This window comes from Paenibacillus sp. RRE4, from assembly GCF_031844205.1.
GTDB lineage: Bacteria > Bacillota > Bacilli > Paenibacillales > Paenibacillaceae > Paenibacillus > Paenibacillus xylanexedens_B.
The window spans coordinates 147,178-171,900 of the sequence record NZ_JAUZUT010000006.1; the positions used below are offsets into that span (position 1 = coordinate 147,178).

The window sequence follows — 24,723 nt, forward strand, 5'->3', positions numbered from 1 at the left end:
ACTTCACCTCTTCCGTAACATCCAATTTTGAACCAGCTGGTAAATATGATGGCTGAGCTTGTCGGCATCATGGCGCAGATAGGTTTTGAACAAAACCAGCGTATCTGCGACAACCTGATAACCTGAACTTTTCAGCACATTCATATCAAGAACAACCGGTTTTGCTCCTTTTTCCGCATACTTATTCTGTACTTGTAGTGGAATGTCACCGTTGTTCACGATCACGTAGTCAAAGAGCTGGTGACCAATATGCTCATGCACTGCCTTAAGATGATCACTCACTGTATAATTGTCGGTCTCTCCCGGCTGTGTCATTACGTTACAAATAAACATCTTCACCGCATCCGTTTCAACGACAGCCTCTGCCAGTTTGGGCACAAGCAGATTAGGAAGGATACTCGTATATAGACTACCCGGGCCAATCAGAATCGCATCTGCTTGGCGTATAGCCTCGACAGCTTCTGGCAACGGCTCCACGTGATCCGGTTCAAGAAAGACACGTTTAATGCGCCCGCCTGCCTCAGGGATTTTGGACTCGCCAGTAATAATTGATCCATCCTCCATCTCAGCATGCAGCACAACAGCTTGACCCGCTGCCGGAAGCACCTGACCCCTAACGGCAAACACGCGGCTAAGCTCCCGCACAGCGGTCACAAAGTCGCCTGATATATCCGTCATTGCAGCCAATATCAAATTGCCCAGGCTGTGGCCTGCAAGCCCCGCACCTGTATTGAAACGATACTTTAACATGTCCGAAAGCAGTGGCTCAACATCTGCCAGCGCGGTGAGCACGTTACGAATGTCTCCTGGAGGCGGCATTTGCAACTCACTGCGCAGGATCCCTGAACTCCCACCGTCATCGGCAACCGTAACAATGGCCGTGATATCCATCGGTTTCTCTTTTAAACCGCGTAACATCACAGATAATCCGGTTCCGCCGCCCATAACAACGATTCTCGGACGTTCTCTCCGTGGTCCGGCCTCTTTCATCCCTTCACCCTCTTCAATGACGGTCCCGGTCAGCGTCGCGGTGGCTTACGGTAACAGCTTCAGTCTCACTGCTTCCGAGCATTTTGCCCAAATATTCCGATATTGCTACCGAACGATGCTTGCCTCCGGTACAGCCGATTCCAATAATAACCTGGCTTTTGCCTTCCTTCCGGTATTGCGGAATCAGAAAATGCAGCATATCCAGCAGCTTGGTCAGAAACGCTTGCGTTTCCGGCCATTTCATAACATATTCGTACACTTCACTATTCTGTCCCGTATTCGGCCGCAAATGATCAATATAATGCGGATTCGGTAAAAAACGAACATCAAATACGAGATCCGCATCAATCGGAATACCGTATTTAAATCCGAAGGACGTTATATTCACGGATAACATCTGGCTCTCCAAGTGAGAGAACCGCGAGATGATGCGCTCCTTCAATTGAGCAGGCTTCATCGTGCTGGTATTCAGCACCTGAGTTGCCGAATTTTTAAGTTCCTCCAGCATCTTGCGTTCCAGCTTGATGCCGTCCAGCGGCATCCCTTCCGGAGCAAGCGGATGTCTGCGTCTACTCTCTTTATAACGTTGGACCAGAACCGAATCGGTTGCATCCAAAAATAAAATTTCGCAATGGATCGTAAAATGATCCTTGATATAGTTTAGAGACTCGGATAATGCCGTGAAAAATTCACGTCCCCGAAGATCGATGACCAGCGCTACCTTGCCAATCTTGCCATTCGACTGTTCGATCAACTCCGCGAATTTAGGAATTAGAACAGGCGGTAAATTATCTACGCAGAAAAACCCTAGATCCTCCAAGCTCTGCACAGCTATCGTTTTACCCGCTCCGGACATGCCCGTAATGATAATGAGCGTGGCGCCTGTGCCTGGTGAGCCTTCACCGTCAAGCATAAATGTCCCCTCCTTATCATATTGATGTCGGATATATCGTGTTACAAAGGTACTACGAACGTAAGAGGAGACCTGCCGCGCCTACGATACCTGCATCATTGCCCAGTGTAGCTTCCAAAATCTGAACACCTTGTTGCAACGGCTCTGGAGTTAATTGAGCAAACACAGTACGAATCTCATCAAACAAGAAGTCGCCTGCCTTCGATACACCACCGCCAACAATGAATAATTCCGGATTCAGTACAGCTGCTACGGTTGCCATGGATTTGCCCAAATAATAAGCCGCACGGTTTACAATCCGCAGTGCCACTTCATCGCCGGCTTTGGCCGCATCAAATACTTCCTTGGCCGCAATTTTGTCTACCAAGGCAAGGGACGTATGATCACCACGCTCTACAGCATCCTTCGCCATACGAATGATACCTGTTGCGGATGATACCGTCTCTACACATCCCATTTTACCACAGCCACACTTGATCGCTTCCAGATCAGGCACAACACTGATATGGCCCAGTTCCCCTGCCATGCCGGAAAACCCTTGATAGATCTTACCGTTCAGGATGAGACCACCGCCAACGCCTGTACCGAGTGTGAAGCATACACAATTGTCTACGCCCTTGCCGGCTCCTGCCCAAGCTTCACCCAAAGCAGCAACGTTCGCATCATTATCTATTTTGACAGGCTTGCCCAGACGCTCTTCCAGAACCGAACGAATGGCTACATTCCGAAATCCGATGTTAGGAGCATGAACAATAATCCCCTCGCGTACATTCGTGAAACCGGCAACTCCTGCACCAACACCTTCAAGCTGTTCCCAGCTGTATGGCGATTCGGCTACGATATGACGGACATACTTCTCGATGTTGGCGATAACCGTGTCAACGCCCTGGTCCACTTCAGTCGGTCCTTCATACGTATGCATAAGCTGACCTTGATCATCACATATACCGACCTTGATTGCTGTTCCGCCGAGATCGACCCCAACGTAGATTTTCTCAGACATGCTGCAAGCCACCTTTATCTATCTAAAATAGTTTAAGTCCTACGTACCAACTATAATTGAAGGATACGCCGGGGTCAAGACGAGAAGACCTCACGCTCAACATGCCTTGGCAGGGTTGTGAACGACATCACACACCATTTTTGAATGCGTATACAACCTGATTTTAATCTATTAAAACGCCATGCTCCCTCCTTCCCTGATAGAAAGGGTAGCCTCAACTCATGATATTTCATTATCCCTCGTTCCATTCATAAAAAATGACATTGGTCATCAGACGATCATGACATTGTTAACACAATCACCCATGATACCTATCACCTCAGGTGTAGGTATAACAAAAAACGCCTTCCAGCGAAGCACTGGAGGCGTTTATTCTTTTTTCGCACAATTTAGGAACTCTCAAGAATCAATTACAACTTCGACTCGACGCGCACAGGTTCCTCAGTCTTCTCCATCTTGTTCACATCCAGAATATCCAGCATGAAGACAAAGATCGGAATACCAATAATCAAGCCCCAGATTCCAAGGAAATGTTGCGACAGAATCAGCACGATAAAGGTGTAGAACATCGGCAATTTGGTCTTGTGTGCCATCAGCTTCGGATTCAGGAAGTATGTTTCCAGCGCATGAATAATGACGATCATAATGATCACGATGATGGCCATCTGCAGTCCGCCCATTTGATACCCGATCAGACAGAGCGGCACAAGGGAGATCATAACCCCTGCAACAGGCACCAGACTGAGCAGGAAGACCATAATCGTTAACGCGAATAGGTAAGGGTAACCTAAGATCCACAATCCGAGCATCGTCAGCACCGTATTAAATACGGCAATTAGCAGCTGCGCTTCAATGACTTTACCAAAAGAAGATACAAATTTGTCGCCCAGGTATGCCACTTCATTATAGAACCAACCGATTTTGCTTGTTTTGAACTTGGACGTGAACTTATATATTTCTTTTTTCTGCAACAGGAAGAACAAACTCAAAATAATAACCAGCAGGATGAATTCCAGCCATTTACTAAAGGCAAAAATGTATTTCAGCGCTTCGTTGGTATAATTTTTAATGTCGAAGGACTGCAGATAACCAGCGATCTTGGAGGCAAAATTATCACCATCAGCCGTGTCGAGAAATTTCATAATCTCGTTGGTTAACTGCACAACCTGATCCACAATCCGTGGTGAATATCTGGATATCCCAAGTACAATTCCGGCAATCACAATCATATACAGCAGAATGACCACGACTTTATAGTCGATTGGAAAAAAGCGATTCAAACCTTTTGTAATGAGATGCTGTAGCCTGTTCATGACATAAGTCACCAGGAACAACAGCAGAATCATATGAAGCATACTCCCCATACTGAACAAAATTAAACAGAACAACAGCAGGATCAAAAAACGTCTAACCGTTGCATTCTGAAGCCAATCTTTTATCATTTCCCCCAACTTCTTCACCTCACAGCTAATATACCCCTTATGTATACGAAATCATGCCCATCATCGTTTCAAAAAAAGAGAAGCCCTCCGGCTTCTCTCAGTTCATGAGACTTCCCGTTGTCTCTTATGCTAGTTTATTCCAAACCATAGGGCTGTCATGCGTATTACTTATCCAGCGTTTCGCTCCAATCGTGCACGATACTTCCCTCCAGAAACTTTTCACAATCCATCGCAGCCATACAACCTGATCCTGCAGCTGTAATGGCTTGACGATATTTCGTATCCTGAACATCACCACATGCAAATACACCCGGAATGTTGGTTTCTGTTGTTCCTGGCTTCACCACAACATACCCATGCTCATCCAGTGCAATGGCATTGCCAAGAAATCCAGTATTCGGCGTGTGCCCGATGGCAACGAATACACCATCTGCTTCGAGCAACTCTTCCTGACCAGTTTCATTGTTGCGCACCTTCAACCCTTTGACACCCATTGCTTCAGGTACAACCTCAAGAGGTGTACGGTTCAAAGCCCATTTCACCTTCTCGTTGCTGCGGGCCCGATCCTGCATAATCTTGGATGCGCGCAGTTCATCCCGGCGGTGAACCAACGTAACATCTGTAGCAAAACGAGTCAAAAAGCTCGCTTCTTCCATAGCGGAGTCGCCACCGCCCACCACAACAATCTTTTTGCCGCGGAAGAAAAATCCGTCACATGTTGCACACGTACTTACTCCCCGTCCTACGTTTTCCTGCTCACCCGGAATACCGAGATAACGAGCCGAAGCACCTGTGGAGATAATGATGGAGTCTGCCTCCAATTCACCAATGCCCCCCACACTTACTTTAAAAGGTTGCTTACTGAAATCAACCTCTTCCACCCAGCCATTCTTGAATTCAGCCCCAAAACGTTCTGCTTGCTTACGCATGTTGTCCATCAACTCAGGCCCCATAATCCCTTGCGGGAAACCCGGGAAGTTCTCGACGTCTGTAGTCGTTGTCAATTGCCCACCTGGCTGAAGACCTTCAATCACCAGCGGTTTCAGATTCGCACGAGCCAGGTATATCGCTGCTGTCAGACCCGCAGGTCCGGTTCCGATCACAATCGTTCTGTATTTAGACATATAGATACTGCCTCCTTCATCAGGTTAAGATGTGTAATGGTCGCGAATAACTTGCCAAGATGATATCTACAGGCATTTTTAGACCTATTCGTTAAGTTTACCCGTTTTCCCGGTTAATGTATCCTTCTCTCAGGGACAACCATGTTTCAAGCTTGAATTGCCACGTTTTACAGAGCCTAGATCTCTGAATTCTACCCGTTAGGCGGAGTTACACTACAGATCTGATTGAGCTGCCTCGCATATTTGCTGACGGTAGATGCAGATATACCGTAACGTTCAGCGATACTCTGATACGTAACGGGCCGGTTACGGTTTTTGGAAGCCAGATACTCCAGTCCTGCAGCCCATCCTTCGATCTGTTTGGAACCAGATAGATCCGGTCGAACCCTGGAAACATAATCTGTCCAGATCCGCTCCATCTCTTGCTGTAATTCGGCTCTCGCCTCTGACATCTGAAGCGCACGATCAACAACAGCCTGCCAATGGGGGGATGTCTCTTTCCCGAGTCGAATCCCTGCGACTTCATTCTTACTCACCTTAGGTATGGTCTTTAAGGCCTCCGGGGTAAGTGGTTGAGAAACTTCAGTGTTCAATTCAGGATGTTCAACCCTTTGCAGATCATGCAAAACGGCTTCCGCCGCCTTGACCAAGGCAGGCTCTTCACCAGGTTCATTAATGAACAATTGCAAGGCCTGTTGCACCTCGTAATCACCAATCATGCCAAGCGCATGAATAACCTGTAGCTTGGTTGCCTGATCTCCGTGACGTAAAGCCCAGAAGAACGATGAGCGAATCAACGGATCATTTTTCATCTCCTCCGGAATGCCATTACCGTAATCCTCCCATTGCTTGAACTGCTCGTCGAAGGGCAGATGGTAGTGATAGCTTAACTTACTCGGCTCCTGCACACCTTGAATTACCGCATCAAGGCCGTCCAAATAATAACGAGCTACCTCAGAACCTGGGTCAAGCTTGTTCACGTGATGCCACAGCCGCTTTGCGATGTCATACCGTTCTGTGTTGAACGCTGCTACTGCCGCGTAATGCGCCAGTGCCGGATCAGTAGCGGTCTCTTCACCCTTGAGCAAACGGCGGAAATGAATATAGGCCGAGTCATGCTGGCCCAAAATCCCCATTGTTGTAGCAAGCTTGTACACCTGTTCGTGCTGGAATGGCACGATCGCAAGCAGTTTTTTAATCAACAACAGCACTTGGTCTGTCCGATTCTCATTTTGATAAAAGATCGCCAGATTGCAAAGCGCGTGCAGATTGCCTGGTTCTTGTTCCAGTACTTCAGCAATAGTCTCTTTTGCTTTGGAGAACAGTCCCATATAATAATAGGCGAGAGCAAGATTGTTACGGGCAGCAAGATAATCCGGATAATCAGGCGACATGCCTTCGAGCAGTTCTGCAGCTTGGGCAAACTTCCCTTCTTCCAGCAACTCACGTGCCTGATCGTGCTCCACGACCCCTTGGCGTGACTTGATTCGATTTAATTTGGCCGGGCGATCCAGCTCATAATACAAAAGCTCCATCATCTCTTCTGCTTCCGTCATGAACTGCCCCTGCGTATCTTCCTCTAAATAGGTGACCAGCGCCCGTTCGGCTTCCTCAAATTGATCCATGTTGGCATAATTGTTTGCCATATAGAAATAACATTCCGTCATCGACGGGTCAACCACATCCAGCACATGAGCCAGAATGGCATTGGAAGCTTTATAGTCTCCCTTTTCTGATAAAATACCCGCCATATTACAATGATTCACCGGATTTTCCGGCTCGTACTCAACAGCTTTGCGAAAATATTTCAATGCCTTGTCGACATGATTACGGTCCAGCGAGCGGACAGCTCTTTCAAAAAAGAAAGAAGCATCCAAGTGAATCGGTATAATATTGGCAAGGTGACCCTCGGTCCGCACTAGCTTGCCCTTCATCTCGCAAGGCACCTCCTCTTTGTTTTCATTCATACTCTTCAGTATACCACATCTTTAGGCGCTCTTCGCTATATGTAGTTTCATGTCGTTTATGAAAATAATACAAATAATCAAGATGGCATTTCATCCCGATTATGAGTGAAATACTATCGGTCCGGAGCTTCATAGATAGTTAAATTTCACACCCTATATAACACTCTCCATTTATGGGAATCTGGATGGTATAAATTGTTCATGGTAAAATAAGTTTATATATTTACTGGAATACTAATTTTAAATAATATTCCATATAAATCGCCTAGTACGTCACTTTTACTCCATTTTACATGCTAAAAAATTATGACGAAAATAAGCAGATATTATCCTAGGGGAGGGATTCCATCTGAATATTACAAAAACAAAGTTGCTCTTAATCATGATCATGTGCTTCGTTGCCTTAACCGGATGTTCCAAAGAGAATGAAAACAAGTTAAATTTGGATGAGGTGTTAACTGCACTTGAATCACAAAATTTGAAACTGGAGCCTTTTGGTATAACCGGATATCCCATGAAATTAAATAATGTTATACCGGAAGTATACTCAGTCAAGACGTCAGACGAAGAAGAAGACAGTAATACCGACGAATTTATCCATTTCTATATCTTCAATTCAGAAAAAGATCGTTTACAAGGAGCTGAAGAATTCAACAAAATTACAGAAAACACTAATTCCACAACGTTTCCTGCCCTATACGAAAAAGAAAATATTCTCCTTATTTACTGGAGTAACAGCACAGATCATCCATTAATGAATGAAGCAATTGAAGCTGCGTTAGAACAACTAAATTCATAACATAAATATCATTTATTACCATAAATAATTTCAAGAAAACATAAAACAGCGTGCACCAGTGAATATCGGTACACGCCGTTTACTTCATTCTATAAATACTTAGCTAAGAAGTTCACTGAGATTTCTCATCATACTAGTGACGGAGAAAGCGTTATATCTATTGTTTTATCGAATGGAGTCATGAAATTAACCAGTACAATCTTGCAATTCTCAGGCATTTTGGCTTCACGCACCGTTGCCGCCAGATGTCCCATCTCGCCTCCGTCAATCTCAAGCCAATCTTCTCCGCAACTATAACGAAGCTTGCCGCCTTTCCACAGAATGCTTCCATCACTGGTTTCTATGCCATCTTCACAGCTAAGTTCTCCTTCACTTCCAAATACAAAGGATAACTGCATCATGATGTCCTGCGGTTCCTCACCAGTCAAGTGCATCGTCCAGCCGTGATCTGTCTGCAGTACCTCGGCACCGACACGGAATGTCTGCTCATGTGTAAGTGTACGAGTCTGATGTGGTAGCAGATACCACGGGCTGATGGATGAAGAAGCTGTAGCTGGTAAATCGGCCGAAGGAACAGGACCGTAATAGCCTTTTTTCTGTTCACCAGTCAATTGATATCCCTGAGGGAGACGAGTCATATTTTGCATCGGTACATATCCGGGATTAAAGTAAGACGCTAACTGAACAGCGAGCAGACGTACCTCACCATGACGAAGTGCAAAAAATGGAGCTACCTCCGTCATAACCGTCACGCTGGTTTCTCCATCACGGACTCGGGCAACAGGAGCACCAAAATCCGTATGCATCCGACTGTGCGAGATTCGTCCATAATGGCCTACGTTTCCCATTTGGCTCACATAACGTTCCCGCGCAAAATGCTCATTAAGCATAACTTCATATTGGCTCGGGAGCGCATCCGTTGTCCCGGTAGTCTGTTGAAGCTCGGGCTCCAGCAACAATCGCACGAGCGCATTCACCGAACACACGCCAGGGTCTGTCAAATCGCTGTCCGCCCAAGCAGCCATACCTGCAAAAATTGGATCTTGATCCAGTTTGGCCATGATCGCATAAGGCAAATAATACGAAGACAAGCCGTGCTTACTGCCCAGATCCTGCCGGCCTGAATAATCGGTCACAATCTCACCTGTAGGGTGTACGAGATATACCATCATTCGAAGGTTCAAACGTACCGGTTCGAGCAGTTCAGGACGGTTCAACAACCTTGCGGCATGAATCAGCATAATGTCACTCACCGCATTGTAGATCCCGTTACTACGTTCGGTCCACTCCCCATCAGGGGTAATATCAATCCCTTCCGCCAGCCATTGCTCCGCACGCTGTACCGCTTCCTCTATACCGAAGATCTCATGCAGAAAACCAAGTGCTGCACACAACACCCAACGATGGTTTGGTGTATGACAACCTCCTGTTAACATCACTGGAATTGTCCGTTCCAGAAACAGTCGCATATTATCCAGTACAGGCTTCAGCGGTGCCCAATCCTGTTGATTCAAGAGTTGAAATAACTGCGAATACCCTACAACAACAAAAGCAGTGTCTGGCGGGGAGTGATAGTTCGTCCAGCCAGGTGATATCGATCCGTCACTGTGTTGATGACGCAACACAAACTCACTTGCTAACCGAAGTCTCTCTAACAGAGTCTCGTCGCGATAATACGCTGAGTCTGGATTAGAAAGGGCTGCCCCCCAAAAACACATATCTGTAGGTGTTCCCGTTGTATGGTTAACCCAAGCCACACCTGAAACAGGGTCAATTGTTCCACCATAGTAACGACTTTCCGAATCAAGCACCTGCCGCTCTATACCTCGTTCAGTAGCTCTGTCATTGCTTTCTACCATTTGTCTATACATCTACGTTCCCCTCCATCCATCTATCCATCCATTCAATAACGTCAACTATATAAATCCAGTCCTATTTAAAAGATAAGATCAGCAGGCCGTGCGCTTTAACAGCCCGAGCCAACCGATCTTATCGCTTTGTCAATCTATGCTTTTAAACTTGCAAGTTTCTGCATTAGCAGATCATGGCTTTCGTGAATTGCTTCCGGTTCACAGGCTGACTTCAATTCATACACTTTCACCTGTGCTTTACGGATCATTGGAAGATATGCATCATAGAAGTGCATATCTTTACTATGCACGTATGGACACCAGTGATCGGATAATCCCAATGTTTCATGGATATGAACACCGACGATATCATCCATGAGGCCTTGCATCTCACCTACACTGTCGTACAGTCCCAATCGATCCATCATAATTGCATGACCCGTATCGTACCAAATCCCGACTGGAGCACCCTCGAGAGCCTGGATGATCGTTTTCGCTTCAGCAAGCGTGGGAATCTGTTGCGGTCTTGAGCGAGTTTCGATCCCAAAACGAACGTCCAGTCCCTTGGATAACGCCCGGTTGCAAACTTCATCCAGACTGACGATGATTTTTTCAATATATCCTGCACTCAGGGCCTCGCGCCGCTCCATGAACTCTGCCCATTTGCTCTGATATTGCGAGGAGTCCGTTCCTTCTTCACGATACAGCTTTTCCAGATCCTTGCTGATATCATGTGGGAAAGGTACCTCGCCTGGGTGTACAACGACAGCTTCCCCTCCGTAACGATGTGCATATTCAGCCGATCCAACCAGAAGATCAATGGCCCGCTTCCGCTTGACTTCATCTTCGAAGCCGAGCAGCACAGAATCTGTTCCGTAATCAGGATCGGGATCATGGGGGAATGTATTGTGTACACTGGACACCCCAATCTCTCCGCGCTCGATCATCGGCTCAATTGTCGTGAGCATTTCCTTCGTTACATTATAATTAAGCTCCACTCGGCGAAAGCCGAGCCCTGCAATTTCCCGAATCATGTCCTCACCTACAGGATGTCTCCTGATATTCCAGCATGTCGAGAATGAGTATTCTCCCTTGTCAATTCCCTGCATAATACATTCCTTCTCCTTCCCCGGTTGTGATGTTTGCCTGTATGGGGACTACGAATTAACCTTTAATTGCTCCTTGCATTGCGCCACTAACAAAATACTTTTGCAACCATGGATATACGAGCAGGATCGGTACTGTTGCAAAGACAACCGCTGCAGCTTTCAGACTCTCTGGTGTCAATCTTGTGCGGCTAGCGCCCTCCAGTAATGTGAGGTCAGTTATCATGTTGTTCTGTACCATTTGGAAGAGCTTTAGTTGCAAAGGATATAACTTCGGATTTGTGATGTACATCAGAGAATCCTGGAAGCCATTCCACCGTCCAACCGCATAGAACAGACCAAGTGTAGCAAGTACCGGCATAGACAGCGGCAAAATGATTTTGAATAGCGTATGAACATGTGAACTTCCATCAATCTCGGCGGACTCTTCCAGACTATCCGGTATTCCACGGAAGAAGGAGATCAGGATAATCAAGTTAAATGGACTAACCAACCCAGGTAAAATCAATGCCCATACCGAGTTCATCAAATGCAGGTCACGAATCAGCAGATACTCAGGAATAATCCCGCCGCTGAAGAACATCGTGATGATGATGATGTACATGAACAACTTGCGGCCCTTTAAATTTTTCTTCGTCAAAGGGTATGCTGCAGCAATGGTAAACAACAGACAGAGTACCGTTGTTGCAACCGTAAGAAGTGCTGTAAATCCTAGTGAATACAGCATGGAGTTATCCGAAAATACTTGACCATATGCATCCCAAGAGAACTCTTTTGGGAAAATCGTTACTTCACCTGACGTAATAGCCCGGTTCGAACTAAGTGATATTGCAATCGTGTGTAAGAACGGAGCAAGACAGAATAGCACAAACAATGTAATAAAGGTGACATTGACAATGTCAAAAATTCGGTTCGAGGTGCGATCACTCATCTGTGCACAACTCCTTTACTGATGGTTATACGTACAACCAGTCCTTGGCGTACATTTTACTATTGATCGGGAATTATAGAATTCCTTCACCTGTTGTTTTCTTGGAGAGATAGTTGGAACCGAGGACAAAGATCAATCCGACAACCGCCTGGAATAAGCCGACAACGGTTGCGAGTGTGTATTGTCCAGACTGTATACCAACTCTGTATACAAAGGTACTAAGTACATCGGAATATTCACGAACAGCCGTATTACCAATAACATAAGGCCGGTCAAAACCGATGCTGACCATATTTCCAAGGTTAAGAATAAGCAAGGTAATAATCGTTGGTTTAATACTTGGAATTGTAATATGCCAGATTCTCTTCAGCCGCGTTGCACCATCAATCTCAGCTGCCTCGAACAATTCCTTGTTCACACCGGTTAATGCAGCCAGATATAAGATGGTTCCCCACCCAGCGCTTTGCCACACACCTGTGAACAGGTAGGTAACAAGCCATGAGTTTTTTTCTGTCAAAAACGGGATGGAATCAAATCCCATGCTCTGCAATAGATTGTTTACCATACCTGATTGATTGCCAAACAATTGGTACACAATCCCCCCGATGATAACCCAGGAGATAAAGTGAGGAATATACAGAATGGTTTGTGAGATTTTCTTAAACCATTTGAATCTCACCTCATAGAGCATAATCGCCAGAATAATTGGAGCAGGGAATGAAACGATCAGATCAAGAAAATTCAGCATAAACGTATTGCGTAATGTAGTGTAGAAATCGGGCATGGCGAATACTTCGCGAAAAGCATCGAAACCGATCCATTCACTACCGTTGATACCCTGAAACAAGTTGAAATCTTTAAATGCAATTTGAACACCGTACATCGGTCCGTAACGGAAAATTAAAAAGTAGATTATAGGCAGGGAAATCAGTGCGTACAATTGCCAATATCTTTTCAAGTATGTGAGGTTCAAGACGGTTTCCTCCTATCATAAGAAACGTTTGTGCCGCCTATTCGGCGGCACACGTTCCTTTCTAATTTGAAACAGTTGTATGGTTTTTTTATTATTATCCAAGCATACTAAGGTTACTTTGCACCCATACTCTGAAGAGCTTCTTCTAGCTCTTTCTTCAAATCGTTACCGCCCAAGGACATGTAATCAGCCATTTCCTTTTCATATACGGAGTCGAAATCAGCCGGTTTTGCCATAGCTGTTTTTACGATAATGACATCGAGCTTATCATTGAGTGTGGTTCCATATTTCATCTCTGCAGCAATCGGTTTATCAAAGATGATCGGTCCTACTGTATCGGTGTTTGCAATCTCAAGAGATTGCTTCAACAGTTCTTGGTTGTTTTTAGGGTAACCCAGAATCCATGCTTTTTCGTTTGTAGCTTGATCTCCGAGGTTTTTACCGTTGGAGATAATTGCAAAGTCATTTGCGTTATAGAAACGATCTGCTGCATCTTGAGCTGTATCTTCTTTTGCAACCGGAATACCGTCTACCAGATCATAGTTCTCGCCTTTCACACCGCTGATGATATCCATCAGGTTGTTGTCAGAGGCCATCCAATCCAGGTATTTAACTGCTTCCACTGCACGCTCACTGCTCTTCGGAATCATGATGAACAAACCATTTGAACCGTAACGTGACTTGATGTGTTTGTTATCTGCGTTCGGATTAGTATAAGCATCTAATGGCAGAACTTTGCCGTCGCTTACGTTTTTACGCATGAGATCCATTGTCGCCTCTTTACCGAACATTGCATCAGCATCTTCAGACCAGAAGCCTACATTACCATTTTGAATATCTTTGTTCAGTTGCGTTTTGTCTTTATCCAAACTGAAATCTTTACTGATCAAACCTTCATTGTAAAGTTTGTTCAGGAATTGCATAGATTCTTTGAATCCCTCGTGGAGTGGCAATTCATAACGTTGGCCGTATGTCTTGTCACCACTTACAGGTTTGATAAAGGAGTAGATCAGTGTCTCATACTGAGCCGGTGCAAGAGCAAAGCCCATAGGGATGTTTTTACTTCCCAGTTTCGCTGGATCTTTTTCCTTGAATGCTTTCAAAGTTGTATACAGCTCATCCGTTGTCTTAGGTGCTGGCATTCCCAGCTTATCTAACCAGTCTTGACGGATATAAGAACTGTAACGGCCTGTGATGGCGCGTTTACCGGGAATAGCAAACTGCTTTCCTTCTAATTGTCCAAACTTCAAAGTATCCTCACCCAGGAATTTCTTCAGATTCGGTCCATACTGATTAATCAGATCACCTACATCTGTAAGTCCTCCCTGCTGTGCATAGCGATAGAACACAGTAGAGTCATAAACAAAGACAACATCCGGAACATCTGAAGCACTTGCCATCAGGACGTTCAGCTTCGTTACTTCCTCGGAACGTTGAACAGGAACAAATTGTACATCAATGTTGTTGGGATCGCCGAACTTTTCTTGAATCATCTTTGTGAGATAGCTGTTCGTGATCGTGTAAGGCGAAGGAGTATTACCTCGGTCAAAAAGCTCCACCTTTAATGTGACACGTTTTCCATCACCAGCTGCTCCCCCTTCTGATGATTTGTCATCTGAAGATCCGCACCCCGCAAGTAGTGAGACACCCATTACTGCTGTAAGTGCCAAACCCATCAACTTCTTTAGACTCCCTTTTCTTGTCATTCTGTTCATCCCCTTTGGCTTTACGTGAATGTTTTAAAGCTTGCCCTGAGTATTCCATACTATTGTGATCTCCGACAACTGACTAAATTCGGTTACATCAATAAAAGAGTTTCAGTTTGCCTCCTATGCCTATTTTCGCATACTGCCAAAATGCCCGAAAACCCTATGGTATCAGGCTTCGGCATTAATCCTTCCCTCTTTGTGTGTAAGGTATGGATAAACCATTTTCCCACACTGACTAAATTCGTAAATAACATGCCGATGTAACTATGGAAGATCTTCTGACATAACGATGAAAGAATCATGTATATTTCAAAAACTTTCAAGCGCTTTCATTTTTGGGTTGTTAATTAAACAAAACAAGGTGAACCATTGCATGTGAAATCTCCATACATTCTGGAGGCTCATTGCAATAATTCACCCTGATTTAAGAAATCAATGCTTTCCCCATGTGCGAAAAACTGACAAGTCCATTTGATCTTAACTTCTGAAATGCTGACCCAGCTCACTCATCCGTTTCCTTTGAGTCTTTATTCATTCGGCGATAATCTCCAGGAGTAATCCCTGTGACCCGCTTGAACACACGTCCGAGTGTAATTCCGTTCGCATAGCCAACCTTCAAAGCTATATCTTGTAAGGAATGATCTGTATCCAGCAACAACTTCTCAGTCTCTTTCATCCTAAGCTCAGTCACAAAGTCAACAAACTTCATATTGAATTCAGTTTTAAACAGATAACTGGCATGCTTTCCGGAAATCTGGAAACGGTCACTCAGATGTTTAAGCGACAGATCTGGATTGGTGAACTGCTCCTCGATATACTTTTTCATTTCATTAACCATAGCTTTATAACTCTTCGTTTCCGTTACAGCAACGTACGTACGGAACAGATCGGTAAGACTGTCAAACAACAGCACTTTAACATCCTCTAACGATTCTGCTTCTTCCATCGCATTCAGCCAATCGTTAATATTCTCTTCCGATAGTTCTTTTTGCAATCCTTCTGACATCATGGAGACTTCCCGGCTAAGCATCTGTAGCATAGCCTCAATTAAGGAACGGATCTCATCATCCGGTAGTTTGTTTCGCTCAAATTCCTTAAAAATATCCTCTAATTGCTCTCTCCACTGCCCACTCGACATTCTAAACCGTTTGACAAAGTCGGCAATCATCTGCAAATACGTATATGTCTCTAGCAATGGATGTTGGATCTCGCTGGTCTCTGCTTCACCCACATCGCCATTCATCAGCAACTTGCGCTGCATCACTGCTTCAGCGGCAGTAAACGAGTGATGTATCGCTTCAATTCCTTCAGCAACAGGACCAATGCCGAAGCTGAGGGATATACGGAGGTTCTGCTCCACCCATGACTTACATTCCTCAGCAACCACTCGAATCTGCTTAGACAATTCCTGACCTTGTTGCCCGTCTTCTTTCGAAAAGAAAAGAATAGCAATCCGATCCGCACTGATCCATTCCGTCCAACATTGCACTTCTGTATCCCTAGATAGCTCCTGTAATACATTCATCAGGGCGAACTTCAGTGTATTTTGCTCTCCTCTGGTGAACTTTTCCTGAAAACCCTTCTCATATCGGTTAATATCCCCAACAACCACGATAAAGCGAGAAGCTGCATGGGCTCCATCAAATGGAGACACCTCATACAGCTGGCCAGCTGCATCGTCCACATGCTCACCTTGAAGTAAAGCACTAAACAACTTACTACGTTGCATAAGTACATTCTCGCGGCTCTTTTTATCATAATCCATCATATGGTTAATCAAGTTCTCAAGCACACCATCAATCATCTTCATCTCATCCATACGAGCACCGGATTGTTCAAATGCTTTAATCTGTTGCGATTCAATCCGGTTCATGATGATCTGAATTGGCTTATAGTTACGCCGGGTCACATACACGATGTAGATAATTGCACAGATCACCGTCAAGATAGCAATGAATACCCAAACATAAGAAACAACCGACACCCAGCCAAATAAATTGCCTGCTTTGATGCCACTGGTAAGCGTCCATCCCAACCTTTCCAAGGGTAACTCGTTTAATTTTGTACCCTCGATAGCACTCTCATTATCGGAATGAGCATCATAGACGACCCTGCCCTCCTGATCGCTTATCGTCAGGAAGGAGAGTTTTCCATTGACCATGCTATCGATACTCTGCTTGATACTGCTCATCTTGATATTGATGACCAGTACACCATCTGAGCCAAAAGGTAAAGGCATTTCTTTATTTACGCTTAACACTTGCACAGGTGTCCTTTGATATTCTTCTGGTTCCATCTCTCGAACAGGTTGCCAGCCTTGACCCGTTGCACCACTTAGAATGTGATCAATCCAAGCCTTATCTGAGAAATTCGCCACGTCCCTTGAACCACTTAGCGTTATAACTCGCTCATGTTGCTTGTCATACAGATATATGGATTGAATCCATGAAGATGAATTGATCATCTCCCGTAAACTTTGTGCAATAGTATACACTGTATCCGAGTTATTAGGATTGTTACCGTTGAAATAAAGCCTGTATGCCGGTTCGTATTGCACTTTCTCTGTCACAGCCAGTTCAATGTCCCTGATTGTATGATCCAGCGTGGTGGCCAGATAACTGGTGGATATCCGGTCAGCCTTCCGGGTTTCTTCTTTGGAAATATCATTAATGAAGACAAACGCACTAAAAATGATTATGGTCATCGTAAAGAAAAATATAGGGAAATATGAAAAGAGTAACCGATAATACCACGTGCGCGACAATAGACCCCACTCCTCACTCCACGATGCCAACGTCCATTAGCCGTGGTTCTACTGTATATTTTCCACATCAAATCCATCGCAAATACATCTATATAAAAACGCTATCATTTCTTGTTTTTATGTTTATTATATCACAAGCTATCAAACAACATGGCACGGAATTGAATCGGTGGGGTCAAAACAAAAATACCGTGCTGAGCAAATGCACTCAGACACGGAACATGAAACGAGATTGGACTGTGATGTCCCCGTTTATCTCATCATAAAATTAAATACCGGAGTCCTTAAACAGTGTGGCCATAGATCCACCATCAACAATGATGCGGATAGCTCGTGAAAGCATTGGCGCGACGGGTAATACTTTAAAACAATCCGGGTGATCCTCCGGAAGTGCAATGGAGTCTGTTACCACAACCTCCGTAATGGATGGATGATTTAGTTTGCTTACTGCTCCATCCGAGAACAAGCCATGCGTTGCGCAAACATATGCATTCTCTGCACCGCGTTCCTTTAACCCTTCAACAACATTTACAATCGTTGTACCTGTATCGATCAGATCCTCGATAATAATCGGCGTTCGTCCCTCAACGTCACCGATAACATGCGTGATAATCGATTCATTATGACTTGGACGTTTCTTGATCATGATCGCAAATGGTGAATCCAGACGATTCGCCAGCTTCTCCGCCATGGATGCCCGTCCTGCATCAGGAGAAACCACAACCGGATTTTTGATATCTTTGCTAAGCAGATATTCACTGATCAAGTCCAGTGAGGTCATATGATCGACTGGAATGTTGAAGAATCCCTGAATTGCAGCCGCATGCAGGTCAATCGTAACCACCCGGCTTGCACCCGCTGTCGTTAATACATCTGCAACCATCTTGGCCGAGATGGGCTCACGCGGAGCCGACTTCCGCTCTTGACGAGCATAACCGTAATACGGAACGATAATATTTACCGTGCGCGCCGAAGCCCGTTTTGCCGCATCAATCATAACAAGTAATTCGACAAACAGTTCATTGATCGGATGAGACAAAGACTGTATCAAAAACACATCACAATTGCGGATCGTTTCTTCGTAATGAACGTATATTTCTCCGCTCTTGAACCGGGACAGTTTAATCTTACCCAGTTGTACTCCCAGCTTGTCGCATACCTGCTCTGCAAGCTTAGGGTTAGATGAACCGGAAAAAATACGTAACGAATGCTGCATAATGCCCTCCCGCGGGTTATCCCCGATCATAATTCCTTGTATAGTTATGTTGGAGATTCCAACTCGTATATAAGGTTATTTTACCCTTATTATACTCCACTGCTGTCTACATTTAAAGGAATGAACGAGCGCTGGCGGCTTTCAAACACAGCCACTTGCTTACAGCCGAGTTCATGTAAAAGCGCTTCTGCCTCAGGCAGATAATCGCCTAACTTCATGGGATCATGTGCATCCGATCCCATCGTCAGAGGGATGCCCAATCGAATCGCTTCGGTCAGCATTCTTCGACTTGGAAACATCTCTGCACATGGCTTGGACAAGCCTGATGCATTTAGCTCCATAGCACAGCCACTTTTTGCAATAGCTTGCAAAGCAACATCCTCCAGTGCAATGCGTTCCTCATTTTGCTCAGGTGAAGGCACATATCCAAAACGTTTGATTACATCCGAGTGCCCTATGATATCATACAACCCTGTAGCGGCCGCTTTGCTTACAGCATCATAATACTGGCGGTATACTTCAAGGACATCCTTGCCTTCCCATTGGTGAGTCTGACGGAAATCGGTAATATCCCATTCACCCAGAAAATGCACGGAGCCAATGACATAATCCCATGGATAACGTTCAATAATCGAACGAATCTCCGATTCGAAGCCTTCGATATAATCCCCTTCAAGACCGACACGGACATCAATCTGCCCGCGGTACCGTTCCTTCAAGGTGAAACATTCCTCGACATATCGTGGCAGTTCATCCATAGGCATAGCCATCTCTGGATAATATTCAGCCGGATCTACATGCAGGAGCGGCATATGATCAGACAACCCAATCTGGGACAGACCGATGGCAATCCCGCGTTGCACGTATTCTTCCAGCTTGCCAACAGCATGTCCGCAGCGTTCATGGTGGGTGTGATAGTCTATACGCATTCAGCGTTCGCCTCCTAATCGCGGCGTGGCCGTTCGTGACGGCGACTCAATTCCGACATGATGTCATCCAGCGGCAGCTTGCGCTCTTGGAGCAATACGAGCAAGTGATACATCAAGTCACTGACTTCAAGACGAAGCTCGTCATTGTCTTTATTTTTCGCAGCAATAATCGTCTCGGAGGCTTCCTCACCGATTTTTTTCAGGATTTTATCGACACCTTTGTCGAAGAGATACGTGGTATACGCACCTTCCGGGCGTTCGTGCTCACGCTCAGCAATGACGGATTCCAGTTCAGCCAGAACCTCGAAGCGGCTTTCCGCATTAGATGAAGAGGTCGCGCTGGAGTTTGCAGTGCTTCCCGCTTCTTCTTTGTTGTCTTGTTCTGTTTCACTAGTGGACAACCCGATAATTTCATTATGGAAACAAGTCACTGCACCTGTATGGCAAGCCGGGCCCTTCGGTTTAACTTCAACTAGCAGTGTATCGCCGTCGCAGTCATATTTCAAAGAAACGATCTTCTGTACATTGCCTGAAGTTGCTCCTTTATTCCACAACTCCTGACGTGAACGTGACCAGAACCATGTCTCACCGGATTCAAGTGATAGCTTGAGGGATTCACGGTTCATATAAGCCATCATTAACACTTCACGGCTATCCACATCCTGCACAATGGCAGGAACTAATCCTTCATCCCAGCGAATATGCTCCACAACCTGCTCCAAGGAGAGTTGCTCCTTGATTTCATCGCTCACTTTAGTCACGGATTTCCACCCCTTGCTCTCGTAATTGTTGTTTTAATGTCGGTACGGCAATTTCTTTATAGTGGAAAATGGTTGCAGCCAGACCTGCGTCCGCTTTGCCTGTTGTGAATACATCATAGAAGTGCGATTCCTTGCCTGCACCGCCTGATGCAATTACAGGAATGCTCACCGATTCCGAAACGGCAGCGGTCAGCTTCAGATCAAAACCGTCTTTTGTACCGTCTGCATCCATACTGGTTAACAGAAATTCTCCTGCACCCAGTTCTTCGGCTTGTTTAACCCACTCCAGTGCTTTGATGCCAGATGCTTTCCGTCCGCCGTGGGTGTAGACTTCCCACTCACCCCACGCCTCGTTATACTTGGCATCAATAGCAACCACGATACATTGCGAGCCAAAGCGGCGTGCGCCATCCGCAATAATCTGTGGATTAAGTACCGCCGCTGTATTTACCGCAATTTTGTCCGCACCTGCACGCAAAATACGCTTCATGTCCTCCACTTTGGAAATCCCGCCACCTACCGTAAACGGAATGGCAATTTCGCCTGCCGTCTGTCTTACGACTTCCTCCATCGTTTGACGGCCCTCCACCGATGCGGAGATATCGAGAAATACAAGTTCGTCCGCGCCTTCGCGGTCGTACAGTGCCGCCAGCTCTACCGGATCACCCGCATCGCGGAGATTGACGAAGTTCACGCCTTTAACGACCCGGCCGTCCTTCACGTCCAGACAGGGAATGATTCTTTTTGCCAGCATACTGTTTCTTCCTCTCTACCCGATTATCCGTTACTTGTTAACCAAACGCACTGCTTCAGCCAGATCAATACTTCCCGTATACAGAGCTTTACCTACAATGGCTCCGCCAACACCGTCATCTGTATGACGACTCAAGCGAAGCAAATCATCCATGACACTGACACCGCCAGAAGCAATAACTGTCCGTCCGCTTGCTTTGGCAAGAGACACAATCGCCTCAACATTAGGCCCTTGCATCATACCGTCACGGGAAATGTCCGTAAAGATAAACGTTTCCGCTCCATAAGCAGCAAGCTCCTTCGCCAGCACCTCAGCCTGTACCTCGGAGGTTTCAAGCCAGCCACGAGTGGCAACATATCCGCCCCGCGCATCGATACCGATCGCTACTTTATCTCCGTAACGTCCCAGTACTTCTTCCGTAAAAGCACGATCCTCAATCGCCGCTGTCCCGATAATCAATCGGCTAACACCCAGTCCCAATAAACGTTCAACGTCAGTGACTGTACGAAGCCCGCCCCCAACCTGCACAGGTACACTCACTGCGGATGCAATGCGCCCTATCAACTCATCGTTAACCGGGTATCCTGCTTTGGCACCATCCAGATCCACCAGATGAACGTATGTACCGCCTTGCTTCTCCCAATTAAGCGCAACCTGAACCGGGTCATCGTTGTACACCGTTTCTTGATTATAATCACCCTGCACCAGTCTTACACATTTGCCGTCCCGGATATCGATCGCGGGATATAAGATAAAAGATGACATACAAGTCCTCCTGAGTGTGGATTCGATTGAAATTCGATTCAACTTTCATGTAGCTTCAAGTTGAATATATTTATAACTGATTTTGTTTTAGATGAGTATAACAGTACATACAGCTTACTGGAATAACCTTGATACGCGATAAGGGTTAGGCTTTATTGATGTTAAACTACTGAGCTCGTCAAAGACAGGAAGTTGCCCAGCAGTTTCATGCCAAGCTCACCGCTCTTCTCGGGATGGAACTGCATGCCAAAGTTCGAGCCTCTACCCACAATCGCTGTAACGGGATGTCCGTAATCCGTAACGGCGAGCAGATCACCTTTGTTCTCGGTAAGTGCATGATACGAGTGTACAAAATAAACATGCCCTGCATCCAGGCCAGCAAAGAGTGGATTTTCAGGATGTAGAAATTCCAAACGGTTCCATCCCATATGAGGAACCTTCAGCTCACTTGGTGCGAAGCGCACTACTTTTCCCGGTAAAATGTCCAGTCCTTCATGCTCACCATGCTCCTCACTGGAGCTGAATAATAGTTGCATGCCCAGACAAATGCCAAGGAGCGGTTTCGTTCCAGCAGCCGCTTCTTTAACGACTACATCCAAACCCGTCTCCCGCAAATGCACCATCGCGTCGCCAAAAGCACCAACCCCCGGCAAAATAACACCATCCGCACCAAGAATAGCTTCCCGCTCACCCGTGACCAGCGCTTCATAGCCAAGACGTTCGACCGCTTTGCCGACGCTGTGCAGGTTCCCCATACCGTAATCGACAATTGCAATCGCCATCGTCTACAGCACTCCCTTCGTGGAGGGCACTCCGGTTACTCGTGGATCAATCATCGTTGCTTCATCCAGCGCACGTCCGAGAGCTTTGAAGACCGCTTCGATCATGTGGTGTGTGTTCTGACCGTAGTGTACGATGACATGCAACGTAATCCGCGCTTCGAGCGCCAATTTCCACAGAAATTCATGCACAAGCTCTGTAGAAAAGCTGCCTACTTGTTGTGACGGGTACTCGGCCCGATATTCAAAGTGCGGACGGTTACTCACATCAATGATAACTTGCGCGAGCGCTTCATCCATCGGTACAAACACGCTCGCATACCGCTTAATACCACGTTTGTCGCCGAGCGCCTGATAAAGCGTCTGTCCCAGACAAATGCCGATGTCTTCAACCGTGTGGTGATCATCAATATCAATATCTCCGCGAGCCTGTACGTTTAGGTCAAACTGTCCATGTTTTGTGAACAGATCGAGCATATGGTTCAGAAACGGTACATCCGTTTCAATATTTGATTGTCCTGAGCCATCTACGTTGAATGACAGCTGAATATTGGTTTCGTTCGTTTTGCGGTCGACATCCGCTTGGCGAACTGCACTATTATTTTGAAGCTCTCCACCCTGTTCTGCACTCTTATTCTGATTATCCATTGTCCGATTCCGCCTTTCCTTCCTGTTCTAAACGTACAGCGATTGCACGAGCGTGTCCTTCAAGCCCCTCATGACGGGCTAATTCGATAATGGCCGCTCCGTTCTGCAACAATGCTTCTTTACTATAATAAATCAGACTCGATTTTTTGATAAAATCATCCACATCTACCGGTGAGCTAAACCGGGCAGTTCCATTGGTCGGAATAATATGATTCGGTCCGGCGAAATAATCGCCCACCGGTTCAGAGCTATACGGCCCGAGGAAGATGGCACCGGCATTCTCGATCCGGCCAGCGTAAGCCATCGGCTCCTGCACCATGATCTCCAGATGCTCCGGTGCAAGCCGGTTCACGACATCGATTCCCTCGTCGATGGAATTGACCACAATAATCGCACCATGCTGCTCCACGGAAGCAGACGCGATATCGCGCCGCGGCAGCACATCCAGCTGCCGCTTCACCTCGGCCTGCACCGCTTCCGCCAGCGTGGCCGAACTCGTGACGAGAATGGCCGATGCCATCTCGTCGTGCTCCGCCTGCGACAACAAGTCCGCGGCGACATACACCGGGTTCGCCGTGTCATCGGCGAGCACCACAATCTCGCTTGGCCCGGCGATACTGTCGATATCGACCACCCCATATACCTCGCGCTTCGCGAGCGCCACGTAGATATTACCCGGTCCACAGATCTTGTCGACCGGGGCAATACTCTCCGTGCCGTAAGCGAGGGCGGCGATCGCCTGGGCGCCGCCAACCCGGTACATCTCGTTCACGCCCGCTTCCGCGGCAGCCACGAGAATGTACGGGTTAATGCCCTCACCGCCGTTCGTCGACGGCGGTGTGACAAGCACAATTTCCGGCACGCCTGCGACCTGTGCCGGAATGACATTCATCAGCACCGACGATGGATACGCTGCTTTCCCTCCAGGGACATACACGCCGACTCGCTTCAGCGGCCGAATAATCTGGCCGAGCAGACTGCCATCCGGCTGCCAGTCCATCCACGAATTGCGTTTCTGCTTCTCATGAAACGCACGGATATTGACGGCGGCTTGGCGGATCGCCGTTACAAAAGATGGCTCAACGGCTGCATACGCTGCCTGGAGCTCCTCCTGCGGCACGCGCAACTGCGCAGCCGTCAGCGTCGTGCGGTCCAACTGCTCCGTGTAACGCAGCAGGGCCGCATCACCTTCCCGGCGAATATCTGCGACAATTCGCCGTACCGATTCATTTTGCTCCGGTGTACCATACTCCACTTCCCGTTTCAAGTCAAAGTCCCGTGCTGATACAATCTTCATCCA

The 24,723-nt window shown here is 46.4% G+C and carries 21 protein-coding genes; 1 reads left to right on the forward strand and 20 read right to left on the reverse strand.

Going from position 1 to position 24,723, the window contains the following annotated elements:
- Positions 1–3: 3 nt before the first annotated feature.
- From Q9R46_RS22915 to Q9R46_RS22940, 6 genes are all read right to left on the reverse strand, one after another.
- Positions 4–990 carry a gluconeogenesis factor YvcK family protein gene (locus tag Q9R46_RS22915; protein WP_145335930.1) on the reverse strand — a complete coding sequence of 329 codons (987 nt, stop codon included), beginning with the start codon at positions 988–990 and terminating at the stop codon, positions 4–6.
- Positions 991–1,003: 13 nt separating this feature from the next.
- Positions 1,004–1,903 (reverse strand): RNase adapter RapZ, encoded by a 900-nt coding sequence (gene rapZ, locus Q9R46_RS22920; protein ID WP_090924789.1) that lies wholly within the window; start codon positions 1,901–1,903, stop codon positions 1,004–1,006.
- A 52-nt stretch (positions 1,904–1,955) separates the two neighbouring features.
- Positions 1,956–2,906, reverse strand: a complete 951-nt coding sequence (locus Q9R46_RS22925; RefSeq protein WP_123066169.1) for an ROK family glucokinase — start codon at positions 2,904–2,906, stop codon at positions 1,956–1,958.
- Between the two features lie 410 nt (positions 2,907–3,316).
- On the reverse strand, positions 3,317–4,348 hold the full coding sequence (locus Q9R46_RS22930; protein WP_311281929.1) for an AI-2E family transporter: 1,032 nt from the start codon (positions 4,346–4,348) through the stop codon (positions 3,317–3,319).
- A gap of 164 nt (positions 4,349–4,512) precedes the next feature.
- Positions 4,513–5,472: a thioredoxin-disulfide reductase gene (gene trxB / locus Q9R46_RS22935; protein ID WP_311281930.1), complete on the reverse strand. Its 960-nt coding sequence runs from the start codon at positions 5,470–5,472 to the stop codon at positions 4,513–4,515.
- 191 nt (positions 5,473–5,663) lie between these two features.
- On the reverse strand, positions 5,664–7,406 hold the full coding sequence (locus tag Q9R46_RS22940) for a tetratricopeptide repeat protein (RefSeq protein ID WP_311281931.1): 1,743 nt from the start codon (positions 7,404–7,406) through the stop codon (positions 5,664–5,666).
- A 415-nt stretch (positions 7,407–7,821) separates the two neighbouring features.
- Between Q9R46_RS22940 and Q9R46_RS22945 the strand changes: the two genes are divergently transcribed.
- Positions 7,822–8,238, forward strand: coding sequence for a hypothetical protein (locus Q9R46_RS22945; RefSeq protein WP_311281932.1), 417 nt, complete (start codon positions 7,822–7,824; stop codon positions 8,236–8,238).
- Between the two features lie 128 nt (positions 8,239–8,366).
- On the opposite strand, the gene Q9R46_RS22950 is transcribed toward Q9R46_RS22945, so the two are convergent.
- The 14 genes from Q9R46_RS22950 to hisD form a co-directional block, all read right to left on the reverse strand.
- Positions 8,367–10,109 carry a hypothetical protein gene (locus tag Q9R46_RS22950; RefSeq protein ID WP_311281933.1) on the reverse strand — a complete coding sequence of 581 codons (1,743 nt, stop codon included), beginning with the start codon at positions 10,107–10,109 and terminating at the stop codon, positions 8,367–8,369.
- 134 nt (positions 10,110–10,243) lie between these two features.
- Entirely contained in the window at positions 10,244–11,197 is a 954-nt protein-coding gene (locus Q9R46_RS22955) for a sugar phosphate isomerase/epimerase family protein (protein ID WP_311281934.1), read from the reverse strand.
- Positions 11,198–11,252: 55 nt separating this feature from the next.
- Complete coding sequence (locus Q9R46_RS22960) at positions 11,253–12,125, reverse strand: carbohydrate ABC transporter permease (RefSeq protein WP_311281935.1); 873 nt, start codon at positions 12,123–12,125, stop codon at positions 11,253–11,255.
- Between the two features lie 73 nt (positions 12,126–12,198).
- On the reverse strand, positions 12,199–13,098 hold the full coding sequence (locus tag Q9R46_RS22965; RefSeq protein WP_311281936.1) for an ABC transporter permease: 900 nt from the start codon (positions 13,096–13,098) through the stop codon (positions 12,199–12,201).
- A 113-nt stretch (positions 13,099–13,211) separates the two neighbouring features.
- Positions 13,212–14,813: an extracellular solute-binding protein gene (locus Q9R46_RS22970; protein WP_397386405.1), complete on the reverse strand. Its 1,602-nt coding sequence runs from the start codon at positions 14,811–14,813 to the stop codon at positions 13,212–13,214.
- Positions 14,814–15,309: 496 nt separating this feature from the next.
- The gene (locus tag Q9R46_RS22975) at positions 15,310–17,571 is read right to left on the reverse strand and encodes a helix-turn-helix domain-containing protein (RefSeq protein ID WP_311281938.1); all 2,262 of its coding nucleotides are present in this window, start codon (positions 17,569–17,571) and stop codon (positions 15,310–15,312) included.
- A gap of 268 nt (positions 17,572–17,839) precedes the next feature.
- A complete protein-coding gene (locus Q9R46_RS22980) occupies positions 17,840–18,787 on the reverse strand; it encodes a ribose-phosphate diphosphokinase (protein ID WP_311281939.1) in 948 nt (315 codons plus the stop codon).
- Positions 18,788–18,876: 89 nt separating this feature from the next.
- Complete coding sequence (gene hisJ / locus Q9R46_RS22985; protein WP_311281940.1) at positions 18,877–19,716, reverse strand: histidinol-phosphatase HisJ; 840 nt, start codon at positions 19,714–19,716, stop codon at positions 18,877–18,879.
- 14 nt (positions 19,717–19,730) lie between these two features.
- Positions 19,731–20,477 carry a bifunctional phosphoribosyl-AMP cyclohydrolase/phosphoribosyl-ATP diphosphatase HisIE gene (gene hisIE, locus Q9R46_RS22990; protein WP_397386406.1) on the reverse strand — a complete coding sequence of 249 codons (747 nt, stop codon included), beginning with the start codon at positions 20,475–20,477 and terminating at the stop codon, positions 19,731–19,733.
- On the reverse strand, positions 20,470–21,231 hold the full coding sequence (hisF, locus tag Q9R46_RS22995) for an imidazole glycerol phosphate synthase subunit HisF (RefSeq protein WP_311281941.1): 762 nt from the start codon (positions 21,229–21,231) through the stop codon (positions 20,470–20,472). Before hisF ends, hisIE begins: the two co-directional genes overlap by 8 nt.
- A 30-nt stretch (positions 21,232–21,261) precedes the next feature.
- Entirely contained in the window at positions 21,262–21,996 is a 735-nt protein-coding gene (gene hisA / locus Q9R46_RS23000) for a 1-(5-phosphoribosyl)-5-[(5-phosphoribosylamino)methylideneamino]imidazole-4-carboxamide isomerase (RefSeq protein ID WP_090924774.1), read from the reverse strand.
- Positions 21,997–22,157: 161 nt separating this feature from the next.
- A complete protein-coding gene (hisH, locus tag Q9R46_RS23005) occupies positions 22,158–22,778 on the reverse strand; it encodes an imidazole glycerol phosphate synthase subunit HisH (protein WP_311281942.1) in 621 nt (206 codons plus the stop codon).
- Positions 22,779–22,781: 3 nt separating this feature from the next.
- Complete coding sequence (gene hisB / locus Q9R46_RS23010; RefSeq protein ID WP_090924772.1) at positions 22,782–23,423, reverse strand: imidazoleglycerol-phosphate dehydratase HisB; 642 nt, start codon at positions 23,421–23,423, stop codon at positions 22,782–22,784.
- Entirely contained in the window at positions 23,416–24,720 is a 1,305-nt protein-coding gene (gene hisD, locus Q9R46_RS23015; RefSeq protein ID WP_311281943.1) for a histidinol dehydrogenase, read from the reverse strand. Before hisD ends, hisB begins: the two co-directional genes overlap by 8 nt.
- Between the last annotated feature and the right edge of the window lie 3 nt (positions 24,721–24,723).

Excerpts from the sequence above, each read along its gene's own strand:
- Q9R46_RS22915 (WP_145335930.1), bottom strand. The coding sequence starts at position 990 with ATGAAAGAGGCCGGACCACGGAGAGAACGTCCGAGAATCGTTGTTATG.
- Q9R46_RS22970 (WP_397386405.1), bottom strand. The coding sequence starts at position 14,813 with ATGAACAGAATGACAAGAAAAGGGAGTCTAAAGAAGTTGATGGGTTTG.
- Q9R46_RS22945 (WP_311281932.1), top strand. The coding sequence starts at position 7,822 with ATGATCATGTGCTTCGTTGCCTTAACCGGATGTTCCAAAGAGAATGAA.
- hisD (WP_311281943.1), bottom strand. The coding sequence starts at position 24,720 with ATGAAGATTGTATCAGCACGGGACTTTGACTTGAAACGGGAAGTGGAG.
- Q9R46_RS22950 (WP_311281933.1), bottom strand. The coding sequence starts at position 10,109 with ATGTATAGACAAATGGTAGAAAGCAATGACAGAGCTACTGAACGAGGT.
- hisB (WP_090924772.1), bottom strand. The coding sequence starts at position 23,423 with ATGGATAATCAGAATAAGAGTGCAGAACAGGGTGGAGAGCTTCAAAAT.
- hisF (WP_311281941.1), bottom strand. The coding sequence starts at position 21,231 with ATGCTGGCAAAAAGAATCATTCCCTGTCTGGACGTGAAGGACGGCCGG.
- Q9R46_RS22955 (WP_311281934.1), bottom strand. The coding sequence starts at position 11,197 with ATGCAGGGAATTGACAAGGGAGAATACTCATTCTCGACATGCTGGAAT.
- Q9R46_RS22930 (WP_311281929.1), bottom strand. The coding sequence starts at position 4,348 with ATGATAAAAGATTGGCTTCAGAATGCAACGGTTAGACGTTTTTTGATC.
- Q9R46_RS22980 (WP_311281939.1), bottom strand. The coding sequence starts at position 18,787 with ATGCAGCATTCGTTACGTATTTTTTCCGGTTCATCTAACCCTAAGCTT.
- rapZ (WP_090924789.1), bottom strand. The coding sequence starts at position 1,903 with ATGCTTGACGGTGAAGGCTCACCAGGCACAGGCGCCACGCTCATTATC.
- hisA (WP_090924774.1), bottom strand. The coding sequence starts at position 21,996 with ATGTCATCTTTTATCTTATATCCCGCGATCGATATCCGGGACGGCAAA.
- Q9R46_RS22940 (WP_311281931.1), bottom strand. The coding sequence starts at position 7,406 with ATGAAGGGCAAGCTAGTGCGGACCGAGGGTCACCTTGCCAATATTATA.
- hisH (WP_311281942.1), bottom strand. The coding sequence starts at position 22,778 with ATGGCGATTGCAATTGTCGATTACGGTATGGGGAACCTGCACAGCGTC.
- Q9R46_RS22960 (WP_311281935.1), bottom strand. The coding sequence starts at position 12,125 with ATGAGTGATCGCACCTCGAACCGAATTTTTGACATTGTCAATGTCACC.
- trxB (WP_311281930.1), bottom strand. The coding sequence starts at position 5,472 with ATGTCTAAATACAGAACGATTGTGATCGGAACCGGACCTGCGGGTCTG.
- Q9R46_RS22925 (WP_123066169.1), bottom strand. The coding sequence starts at position 2,906 with ATGTCTGAGAAAATCTACGTTGGGGTCGATCTCGGCGGAACAGCAATC.
- hisJ (WP_311281940.1), bottom strand. The coding sequence starts at position 19,716 with ATGCGTATAGACTATCACACCCACCATGAACGCTGCGGACATGCTGTT.